The organism is Streptomyces sp. NPDC100445 (assembly GCF_044759735.1).
Taxonomy (GTDB): domain Bacteria; phylum Actinomycetota; class Actinomycetes; order Streptomycetales; family Streptomycetaceae; genus Streptomyces.
The window spans coordinates 1-12,191 of the sequence record NZ_JBIVZV010000023.1 but is presented as its reverse complement, the minus strand read 5'-3'; the positions used below and the strand labels follow the sequence as shown (position 1 = coordinate 12,191).

Here is a 12,191-nt window from a genome sequence, read left to right as displayed (position 1 = left end):
GGCATCGACCACCGTCACCGCCGGCACCTCAGCGTCCCCATGGCTGCGGGCGGCGCCCACCGTCACCTCACCGGCACCCGGCACAGCCGCCAACTTGTCCCACTCCACCCGGAACAACGCGTCCGAGCTGGGGGTCCCGGCCGCCGCTTCGAGCTGCTCGGCGGAGACCGCCCGCGAGACCAGGGAGTCCAGCGTCAGCACGAGATCACCGGAGTCGTCGACGGCTTCGAGCGACAGCGTGTCCGGGTCGGGCCGCAACAGCCGTACCCTGACCGAGGTGGCGCCGGAGGCGTGCAACGCCAGCCCGTTCCAGGCGAACGGCAGCCGCACCACCGGGTCGTCCGCCACCACGGCTCCGTCGTCGGCCACCTCGGCAGCCGCGTCCAGGATGCTCGCGTGCAGGGCCGCGTCGAGCAGGGCCGGGTGGATGCCGAAGCCGGCCGCGTTCTCCCGTTGCGCCGGGGGGACGGCGACCTCCGCGAACAGCTCGGCGTCACGTCGCCAGACCTTGCGCACGCACTGGAAGGCGGGGCCGTACGCGTATCCCGCGCGGGCCAGCTTCTCGTACCCGTCGGAGATGTCGACCTGCCGGGCGCCGGGCGGGGGCCAGGCGGTGAAGTCATGGGTCCCGGTCGGGGCGGTGGTGGTGGTGGCGGTACTGAGGGTGCCGCTGGCGTGCCGGGTCCAGGTGTCCGGTCCGCTCTCCACGCCGACGTCCTGGCGGGTGGAGTACACCTCGACGCTGCGCGCCCCGCTCCGGTCCGGTCCGCCGACGGCCACCTGGACACGTACGGCACCCTGCTCGGGCACGACCAGCGGGGCTTCGACGACCAGCTCGTCCAGGACTCCGCAGCCGACCTCGTCACCGGCGCGCACGGCCAGCTCGACCAACCCGGTACCGGGTACGAGGACCACTCCCCCGATGGCGTGGTCGGCCAGCCAGGGATGGGTGCGCAGGGACAGCCGCGAGGTGAGCACCAGCCCGTCCGACTGCGGCAGCTCGAGTACCGCGCCCAGCAGCGGGTGGTCCGCCGCACCCTGTCCCAGCGCGGTGGCGTCCAGGAGCGGCCGGGGAGCGGGGAGCCAATAGTGCTGGTGGTCGAAGGCGTACGTCGGCAGGTCGAGGTGAGCCTCGGTGACGCCCACCGGCAGGATTGCCGGCCAGTTCACCGGCGCGCCCCGCACGAAGAGGTGAGCCACGGCCACGAGCAGCGTCTGCTCCTCGCCGCGGTCGTCGCGCAGGGCGGGCACGCTCACCGCGTCCTCACCGGCGGACTCGGCGATGGCACCGGTCAGAGCACCGCCGGGGCCCAGTTCCAAGAACACCGAGCCACCCGACGCGGCGACACCGTCGGCGAAGCGGACCGGGCGACGGACGTGGTCCACCCAATAGGCCGGCTCGGTCAACAGGCCGGGCTCTGCGACCCGGCCGGTCACGTTCGACACCACCGGGATCATCGGTTCGTGCCATGCAAGCCCCGCCAACACCTCGCCGAACTCGGCCAGCATCGGCTCCATCAACGCCGAGTGGAAAGCGTGCGAGACGGTCAACCGCTTCACCCGGCGGCCCTGCTCCCGCAGCCGCTCCGCCACCGCCAGCACGGCGTCCTCACCACCCGACAGGACCACCGAGCCGGGACCATTCACGGCCGCCAAGTCCACGCCAGCGCCGAGGTGTTCGGCGATCTCGGCCTCACTCGCCGCGACCGCCACCATCGCCCCACCCGACGGCAACGCCTCCATCAACCGGCCCCGGGCCGCCACCAACGCCGCCGCATCCTCCAGCGACAACACCCCCGCCACATGCGCGGCAACGACCTCACCGATCGAATGCCCGACCACCACATCCGGCCGCACACCCCACGACTCCACCAGCCGGAACAACGCCGACTCCACCGCGAACAACCCGGCCTGCGCGAACACCGTCCGATCCAACAGACCGCCCACCACACCGAACACCACATCCCGCACCGAATGCTCAACCGCACCCGCGAGCTGTGTGTCGAGGACCGCGCACGCCTCATCGAAAGCCCCCGCGAAGACGGGGAAGCGCTCATACAACTCGGCACCCATACCGACCCGCTGCGATCCCTGTCCGGGGAACACCAACACCGTCTTGGCGTCGGCCGCCGCCGTGCCTGTGATCACCGAGGGGGCCGTTTCGCCGTCGGAGAGTGCGTTCAGGGCGGAGAGGGCTTCTTCGCGGGACTCGGTGAGGATCACGGCTCGTCGGGGCAGTACCGCCCGCCGGGAGACGAGGGCGCCGGCGACGGTCGGCAGTGCGGTGCCGGTGTCATGGAGGAAGTCGGCGATCCGTCCCGCCTGCCCGGCGAGGGCATCGGGGGTGCGTGCGGAGAGGATCAGCGGGGCTGTGCCGTCGGCCGGCGCCGACGGCTCGGTGGGTTCCTCCGCCGGCGCCTGTTCCAGGATGACGTGCGCGTTCGTGCCGCTCACCCCGAACCCGGACACGCCCGCCCGGCGCGGCCGGTTCACCTCCGGCCACGCGCGGGCCTCCGTGAGCAGCCGTACGGCGCCCGACTCCCAGTCGACCCGGGGAGAGGGTTCCTCGACGTGCAGGGTGGCCGGGAGTACGCCGTGCCGCATCGCCTGGATCGTCTTGATGACGCCGGCGACTCCGGCGGCGGCCTGGGTGTGGCCCACGTTGGACTTCAACGAACCCAGCCACAGGGGTTCTTGTCGGTCCTGGCCGTAGGTGGCGAGCAGGGCCTGCGCCTCGATGGGATCACCGAGGACGGTGCCGGTGCCGTGGCCCTCGACGGCGTCCACGTCCGCCGGGGTCAGCCCGGCGGAGGCCAACGCCTTGCGGATCACCCGCTGCTGGGAGGGCCCGTTGGGGGCGGTCAGGCCGTTGGACGCGCCGTCCTGGTTCACGGCGCTGCCGCGTACCACCGCCAGCACCCGGTGGCCCTTGCGGCGCGCCTCCGACAGCCGCTCCAGTACGACCACACCCGCGCCCTCGGCCCAGCCCGTGCCGTCCGCGCTCGACGAGTAGGCCTTGCAGCGGCCGTCGGCGGCGAGGCCCCGCTGCCGCGAGAAGTCGATGAAGAGGCCGGGCGTGGCCATGACGGTGGCACCGCCCGCCAGGGCCATCGTGCACTCGCCCCGGCGCAGTGCCTGCACGGCGAGGTGGATGGCGACCAGGGAGGAGGAGCAGGCGGTGTCGAGGGTGACCGCGGGGCCCTCGAAGCCGAAGACGTAGGAGATCCGGCCGGACGCCACGCTGGAGGCGGCACCGGTGCCGGTGAAGCCCTCCAGCTCGGGCGGCACGCTCCCGCCGGCGAAGTAGTCGACGCCCATGATGCCGTTGAAGACGCCGACGTCGGTGCCCTTGAGGGACGCCGGATCGACACCCGCCCGCTCCAGCGCCTCCCACGAGGTCTCCAGCAGCAACCGCTGCTGCGGGTCCATCGCCAGCGCCTCACGCGGCGAGATACCGAAGAACTCCGCGTCGAACCGGCCGGCGCCGTGCAGGAAACCGCCCTGGTCGACGTACGAGGTGCCGGTCTTCTCGGGATCGGTGTCCAGCAGGGTGTCGAGGTCCCAGCCGCGGTCGTCGGGGAAGCCCGACACTCCGTCCCGGCCCTCGGCGACGAGCTCCCAGAGGTCCTCGGGGGTGTCGACGCCGCCGGGCAGCCGGCAGGCCATGCCCACGATCGCGACCGGCTCACGCGACGCGCTCAGAAGCTGCTGGTTCCGCTTCTTCAGCGTGCCGACCTCTTCCAGCGACTTCCGCAGCGCCTCGACAAGCTTCTCGTAGGAAGCACTCACTGTCCCTGCCCCAATCAGTCGTGTGCCGCGTCAGCCTTCGAGGGATTCGCCGTCACCGAGAGCGAGTTGTACGAGGTCGTCGACGTCCAGGTCGGCCAGCGCGCCTGGGGCGGTGTCCGGTTCGCCGGGCGCGGGGGCGCCGGGTTCGTGCGCGGCCAGTTCGACCAGCGCGTCCAGCAGCCCGGCCTCCCGGAAGCGGTCCAGGGGGAGGGTGAGCAGGGCGTGGCGCAGCCGCTCCTCGTCCGCCTCGGCCGCCGGCCGCTGCCCGGCAGCCTCCGGGGCGAGTTCGCCGTGCAGGTGGCGGGCGAGCGCGAGGGGCGTGGGGTAGTCGAAGACCACGGTGGCGGACAGGTTGACGCCGGTCGCGCCGCGCAGCCGGTTGCGCAGTTCCACGGAGGTCAGGGAGTCGAACCCGGCGTCCTTGAACGCCGTTTCGGCACCCACACCGTCCGCCCCGGTGTGCCCGAGCACTCCGGCCACGTGGCCGCGGACCAGGTCGAGCAGCATGGCTTCCTGCCGGTCGCGGTCGAGTCCGGCGAGGCGGCGCAGCAGGCCGTCCCCGCCGTCGCCCGCGGTGGCGCGTGCCGACTGTCTGCCGGCGCGCACCAGTTGGCGGAGCAGGGGAGGTACTTCGGGGCCGGTGGCCGCTTCGGCGCGTACGGCCCGGAGGTCGAGCTTGACCGGGACGAGCAGCGTGTCGTCACCGGCCAGGGCCGCGTCGAAGAGGGCCAGGCCCTCCTGCGGGGTGAGCGGCAGGACGCCACCGCGCCGGTTGCCGCGGGCGCGGGCCGCCGCTCCGGTGCCGCCGGTCATCCCGGTGGTCTGCTCCCAGGGGCCCCAGGCCAGGGACCGGGCGGGCAGGCCGGCCGCCCGGCGCCGGGACATGGCGGCGTCCAGCCAGGCGTTGGCGGCGGCGTAGTTGCCCTGGCCGGCCGAGCCGAACAGGCCGGAGGCGGAGGAGAACACCGCGAACTCCGCCAGCCTAGGCACGCGTTCCCGGGTCAGCTCGTCCAGGTGCCGTACGGCCACGACCTTCGGCGCGAAGACGTGGGCCAGGCGTGCCCGGTCGAGGGTGCCGATGACGCCGTCGTCCAGGACGCCCGCGGTGTGCAGCACGGCGGTGAGCGGGCGGTCGTCCGGTACGGAGTCCAGCAGGGCCGCCACCGCCGCACGGTCGGCGGTGTCACAGGCGGCCACGGTCACGGTCGTGGCACCGAGCGCCGTCAGGTCGTCCACCAGTTCACGGGCGCCCGCCGCGTCCGGACCGCGCCGGCCGGCCAGCAGCAGGTGCCGTACACCGCGCCGCTCGACCAGGTGCCGGGCCAGCAGGGCGCCCAGCGAGCCGGTCCCGCCGGTGACGAGGACGGTACCGTCCGGGTCCCAGCGCGCGCCGTCCGCTCCGGTACCCACGGGCGCGGCCCGCACCAGCCTCGGCACGCGGACCGCTGTACCGCGCAGTGCCAGCTGTGGTTCGTCCGCCGCCAGCGCGGTGGCGAGGAGCGCGGAGAGGGACGCGTCGGTGAACCCGGAGACACCGGGGTCGCCGTCGCCCTGCGCGCCGCTCGGACCGCCGGGGTGGGCGGTGCTGTCGTGTTCGTCGGGGTGGGCGGTGTCTATGAGGATGATCCGGTCGGGGTTCTCCGCCTGGGCGGCGCGGACGAGGCCCCAGACGGCCGCCCCCGCCGGGTCGGTCACCGTCCGCTCGTCCCCGGCCGGCACCGCGCCCCGGGTGACGACGACGAGCCGTGACCTCGCGAGCCGATCGTCGTCCAGCCAGGCCCGCAGGACGTCCAGCACCCGGGATGTGCGGGCCAGGGCGTCGTCGGGCCCGTCGCCCGGCACGACGACGAGGTCCGGCGCGGCGTCCACGACGGCCGGTGCGGCGACGTCGGTGGCGGTCACCGCCCACGCCCAGGTCGGTGCCGGTGCGCCTTCGCGGGCGGACACGGGCAGGTCCGGCCACTCGACACGGAACAGGGCGTCGGCCGTGGGCCCACCGGCCGCGGCTTCCAGCTGCTCCGCGCTCACCGCGCGGAACACCAGCGACTCCGTCGTCAGTACCGGGTCGCCGGTCTCGTCGGCGGCCTGCACCGACACTGCGTCCGGGCCGGACGGTGCCACGCGTACGAGGAGTGCCGAGGCCCCGGAGGCGTGCAGCGCCAGCCGGTTCCAGGCGAACGGCAGCATCGTGCGCGGCACGTCATCCGGAGCGGACGCGTCGGGCGGGGTGACGAAACCGTTGGCGTGCAGGGCGGCGTCCAGCAGGGCCGGGTGGATACCGAACCGGGCGGCCTCCTCCCGCTGCGAGTCCGGCAGGGCCACCTCGGCGTACACCTCGTCGCCGCGCCGCCAGACCGCGCGCAGCCCCTGGAACACGGGGCCGTAGGTGTACCCCTGCTCGATGAGGCCGGAGTAGAAGGCGTCGATGTCCACCTCGATCCGCTCGGCGCCGGGCGGCGGCCAAGCGGTGAAGTCGAAGATGCCGGTTGTGGCATGTGTGTCCGCCGCGGATGCCGTGACGGTGCCGGTGGCGTGCCGGGTCCAGATGTCGGAGCCGATCTCGCCGGTGGTGTTCTCCCGCGCCGAGTACACGGCGACGGTACGCGCTCCGCCCTCGTCCGGTCCGCCGACGGCGACCTGCACCCGGACCCCGCCCTGCTCCGGCACGACGAGGGGAGCCTCGATGACGAGTTCGTCCAACACACCGCTACCGACCTCGTCACCGGCCCGGACGGCCAACTCGACCAACCCCGTGCCCGGCACCAGGACCACCCCACCCACGGCATGATCGGCCAGCCACGGATGCGTGCGCAGGGACAGCCGCGAGGTGAACAGCACCCCACCCGTCTCCGGCACCTCCACCACCGCCCCCAACAACGGGTGGTCCGCCGCGCCCTGCCCGAGCGCGACGGCGTCGGTGACGGGAGTCGCCGGGAGCCAGTAGTGGTGGTGGTCGAAGGCGTACGTCGGGAGGTCGACGTACGCCTCGGTGGCGCCCTTCGGCAGGGTCGCCGCCCAGTTCACCACCGCACCCCGCACGAAGAGGTGAGCCACGGCCACGAGCAGCGTCTGCTCCTCGCCGCGGTCGTCGCGCAGAGCGGGCACGCTCACCGCGTCCTCACCGGCGGACTCGGCGATGGCACCCGTCAAGGCGCCGCCCGGGCCCAGCTCCAAGAAGACCGACCCGCCCGACGCGGCGACACCGTCGGCGAAACGAACCGGGCGACGGACGTGGTCCACCCAATAGGCCGGGTCGGTCAACAGGCCGGGCTCGGCGACCTGCCCGGTCACGTTCGACACCACCGGGATCCTCGGTTCGTGCCACGTCAGCCCCGCCAACACCTCGCCGAACTCGGCCAACATCGGCTCCATCGACGCCGAGTGGAAAGCATGGGAGACGGTCAACCGCTTCACGCGACGACCCTGTTCGCGCAGCTTCCCGGCGACGGCCATGACGGCGTCCTCGTCGCCGGAGAGCACCACCGAGCCGGGTGAGTTCACCGCCGCCAAGTCCACGCCAGCGCCGAGGTGTTCGGCGATCTCCGCCTCACTCGCCGCCACCGCCACCATCGCCCCACCCGACGGCAACGCCTCCATCAACCGGCCCCGGGCCGCCACCAACGCCGCCGCATCCTCCAGCGACAACACCCCCGCCACATGCGCGGCGACGACCTCACCGATGGAGTGCCCGACCACCACATCCGGCCGCACACCCCACGACTCCACCAGCCGGAACAACGCCGACTCCACCGCGAACAACCCGGCCTGCGCGAACACCGTCCGATCCAACAGACCGTCCACCACACCGAACACCACATCCCGCACCGAATGCTCAACCGCACCCGCGAGCTGCGCATCCAACACCGCGCACGCCTCATCGAAAGCCCCCGCGAAGACGGGGAACCGCTCATACAACTCGGCACCCATACCGACCCGCTGCGATCCCTGCCCAGGGAAGACGAAGACCGTCCTGCCGCCGGTGTCCGTCCCCGTCACCACGAGTGGCGATGTTCCGCCCACGGCCAGCGTCTCCAGCCCGGCGACCGCCTCCTCCGGTGTTCCGGCGACCACCACCGCGCGCTCGGACAGCAAGGCCCGCCGGGACACCAGTGTCCCCGCCACGGCGGTCAGCGGCGCGCCGGTCCGGCGGAGGAACTCGGCCAGCCGGTCCGCCTGCGCGGCGAGGGCTCCAGCACCGCGCGCGGAGACGATCACCGGGGTCACGCCGTCGACCGGGGCGACGACCAGCTCGGTGCCGTCCTCCGCCGGCGCCTGTTCCAGGATGACGTGCGCGTTCGTGCCGCTCACCCCGAACCCGGACACGCCCGCCCGCCGCGGCCGGTTCACCTCCGGCCACGCGCGGGCCTCGGTGAGCAGTTCGACCGCGCCCTCCTCCCAGTCGACCTGGGATGTCGGGGTGTCGACGTGCAGGGTGGGCGGCAGAACGCCGTACCGCAGGGCCTGCACCATCTTGATCACACCGACCACACCGGCGGCCATCTGGGTGTGCCCGATGTTGGACTTCAACGAGCCGAGCCACAGCGGCTCTTCGCGGTCCTGGCCGTAGGTGGCGAGGAGGGCCTGCGCCTCGATGGGGTCACCGAGAACGGTGCCGGTGCCGTGGCCCTCGACGGCGTCCACGTCCGCCGGGGTCAGCCCCGCGTTGGCGAGCGCCTTGCGGATCACCCGCTGCTGGGAGGGCCCGTTGGGGGCGGTCAGGCCGTTGGACGCGCCGTCCTGGTTCACGGCGCTGCCGCGTACGACCGCCAGCACCCGGTGGCCCTTGCGGCGGGCCTCCGACAGCCGCTCCAGGACGACGACACCCGCGCCCTCGGCCCAGCCCGTGCCGTCGGCGGCGTCGGCGTAGGACTTGCAGCGCCCGTCCGAGGCCAGGCCCCGCTGCCGCGAGAACTCGACGAAGGTGCCCGGTGTCGCCATGACGGTGGCACCGCCCGCCAGGGCCATGGAGCACTCGCCGTTGCGCAGGGCCTGGGCCGCGAGGTGCATCGCGACGAGCGAGGAGGAGCAGGCGGTGTCCACGGTGACCGCCGGGCCCTCGAAACCGAAGACATAAGCGACGCGCCCGGAGGCCACGCTCCCCATGCCCCCGGTGCCGGTGAAGCCCTCCAGCTCGGGCGGTACGGGTCCTGACGTGCCGTAGCCCTGGCCCATCAGGCCGGTGAACACGCCGACGTCGGTGCCCTTGAGGGAGGTCGGATCGATGCCGGCCCGTTCCAGCGCCTCCCAGGAGGTCTCCAGCAGCAACCGCTGCTGCGGGTCCATCGCCAGCGCCTCACGCGGCGAGATACCGAAGAAGCCGGCGTCGAAGAGGGCCGCGTCGTAGAGGAAGCCGCCCTGGTCGACGTAGGACGTGCCGGTACGGTCCGGGTCGTCGCTGAAGAAGCCGCTCAGGTCCCAGCCGCGGTCGTCGGGGAAGCCGGACATGGCGTCCCGGCCCTCGGACACCAGCTGCCAGAGCGCGTCCGGGTCGTCGATGCCGCCGGGGAGCCGGCAGGCCATGCCGACGATCGCGATCGGCTCTTCCTGGTCGGCGACGCCGGTGACCGGCTCGGGGACGGCCACCGGCAGGGTCTCCCCGAGTTCGCCGTGCAGGTGGCGGGCGAGGGCGAGGGGGTTCGGGTGGTCGAAGACGACGGTGGCGGCCAGTTTGAGGCCGGTGGCGTCGCGGAGCCGGTTGCGCAGTTCCACCGAGGTCAGCGAGTCGAACCCGGAGTCACGGAACGCGGTGTCCGGCTTGACGCCCTCCGGACCGGAATGCCCGAGCACGGTCGCCGCGTGCGTACGGACCAGGTCCAGCAGCAGCGCCTCCTGCTCCGCCGTACCCAGCCCGGCCAGCCGGTCCGTGAGGCCACCGGCGCTGTTCCCGGCCGCCGCTCGCACGGTCTGCCGTCCGGTGCGCACCAGGCCACGCAGCAGCGTGGGGACGGCACGGCCGGCACCGGCGTCGGTGCGCAGCTGCCGCAGGTCGAGCTTGGCCGGGACGAGCAGTCCCTCACCGGTGCCCAGGGCGGCGTCGAACAGGGCCATGCCCTCCTCGGCCGTCATGGGCAGCACACCACCTCGCCGGTTCATCCGGCTGCGGGTGAGGTCGTCCATGCCGGCCGCCATACCGCCGGTGGCCTGGTCCCACAGGCCCCAGGCGAGCGAGGTGGCGGGCAGCCCCTCGGCCCGGCGCTGGAGGGCGACGGCGTCGAGGAAGGCGTTGGCCGCCGCGTAGCTGCCGGTGCCCGCGCCCAGGAAGACGGAGGAGACAGAGGAGAAGACGACGAACGCCGCCAGTTCCGGGACGAGTTCGCGGGTCAGCTCGTCCAAGTGCCGCACCGCCGTCACCTTGGGCGCGAACACCCGCGCCACCTGTTCGGGTCGGATCGTGCCGATCACGCCGGCGTCGGCGATGCCCGCCGTGTGCACCACCCCGGTCAACGGACGGCCGGTCCTTCGCGTCTCGGTGAGCAGCTCGGCGACCGCGTCCCGGTCGGTGACGTCGCAGGACGCGACCGTGACCTCGGCGCCGAGCCCGGTCAGCTCGGCCACCAGCTCGGTGGCTCCCTCGGCCGCCGGGCCACGCCTGCTGGCCAGCACCAGACGGCGGATGCCGTGCCGGGTGACCAGGTGCCGGGCCAGCAGTCCGCCGAGCGAGCCCGTGCCGCCGGTGATCAGGACGGTACCCTCCGGGTCCAGCTGCACAGGCGCCTCGTCCGCCGGTGCGGACCGGTCGGGTCCTGCCGCGGTGGCACGGGCGAGGCGGGGGATGTGCAACGCGTCTCCCCGTAAAGCGAGTTCGGGCTCCGTGGTGGACAGCAGCCGATGCACGACCCGATCGAGGGTGTGGTCGGCGGCCAGGCCCGGAGTGGTGCCCGGCCGCAGCCACGGGTCCAGGTCGAGCAGCACGATCCGGTCGGGGTTCTCGGACTGGGCGGCCCGGATCAGGCCCCAGACCGCGCCGCCCGCCGGATCACTCACCGCGCCGTCGGTACCGGCCGGGACCGCGCCTCGGGTGGCCACGACCAGCCGGGTCGGCTCCAGGGCGGGGGTGGCGAGCCAGGCCTGCACGGCCGCCAGCACCCGGTTGGTGAGGGCGAGCGCCGGGTCGTCGTCCGGTCCTCCGCCCTTGGTGTCGTGCCCCGGCTCCGGGCCGACCTGCCCACGGCTCTGGTCTGGGTCTCGGTGCTGGTCCGGGCCCTGGTCCACCATGGCGTCCAGCACGATCAGCGCCGGGAGGCCCTCCGTCAGGGCCGCGCTGTCCGCCAGGGCGGTGACGTCGGCGGCGGACCACACCCCCGCCCAGGACGGCGGCTCGTCGAACAGCTTGTCCGCCGTGGCGAACTCGGTCCACTCCACGCGGAACAGCGAGTCATCGTTCGGTGCACCCGCTGCGACCTCCAACTGCTCGACGGACAACGGCCGAAGCTCCACCGATTCCGCCCGCAGGACAAGCCCACCGGCCCGGTCCACGGCCTCCAGGGCGAGGGCGCCCCGGTCCTGCGGGGTGATTCGCACCCGCAGCGCGGTGGCCCCGACGGCATGCAGGGCGAGCCCCCGCCAGCCCAGGTACTGCCACACGCGCGTGCCGCCGTCAGCCACGGCCGCGTCCAGCAGCGCAGGGTGCAGGGCGGCCTCCAGCAGCGCCGGATGGAGTCCGAAGCGGTCGGCCTCCGCACGGTCGTCCTCCGGCACGGCGACCTCGGCGAAGATCTCCTCACCGTGCCGCCAGAGCGCCCGCACGGCCCGGAAGGGGGATCCGTGCGCATAGCCCCGCCGGACCAGTCCGCCGTACAGCGCATCCACGTGGACACGCTGGGCGCCGGATGGCGGCCAGGCGCCGAAAGCTCCCTGCGGGCTCTCGCCGGGTACGGGGGTCGCCGTCAGGACGCCGGTCGCGTGCCGGACCCAGGCCTCCGCACCGCCGACCTCGCCGGCATCCTCCCGTGTCGAGTACACGGTGACCGTACGGCAGCCGTTCTCGTCCGCGCCGTCGACGGCGACCTGGACCCGCACCCCGCCGTGCTCCGGCAGCACCAGCGGGGCTACGACATCGAGTTCCGCGACGGTCCCGCTGCCGACCTCGTCGCCGGCCCGCACGACCAACTCCACGAACGCCGCCGCGGGAACCAGCGACACTCCGCCGACGGTGTGTTCCGCCAGCCAGGGATGGGTGCGCAGTGACAGGCGCGAGGTGCACAGCACCCCGCCCGTACCGGGCACTTCGACGACCGCGCCGAGCAACGGGTGGTCCGTGGGGGCCTGGCCGAGGGCGGTGGCGTCCGTCGCTCCGTCGAGCCGGAGCCAGTAGTGCCGGTGGTCGAAGGCGTACGTCGGCAACTCCACGTCGGCGACTCCGGCGCCCTCGGGCAGCACACCGGTCCAGTCGACCGCCACAC

2 protein-coding genes are annotated in these 12,191 nt (G+C 73.5%); both read right to left on the bottom strand.

Translation table 11 applies throughout. The annotated features are described in order from the left end of the window. Window positions 1–3,789 (bottom strand): type I polyketide synthase (locus ACIQVT_RS34625; RefSeq protein WP_403763729.1); only part of this gene is annotated, 3,789 nt, incomplete at its 3' end. A 30-nt stretch (window positions 3,790–3,819) separates the two neighbouring features. Further along, window positions 3,820–12,168: a type I polyketide synthase gene (locus ACIQVT_RS34620; protein WP_403763726.1), complete on the bottom strand. Its 8,349-nt coding sequence runs from the start codon at window positions 12,166–12,168 to the stop codon at window positions 3,820–3,822. Window positions 12,169–12,191 lie beyond the last annotated feature (23 nt).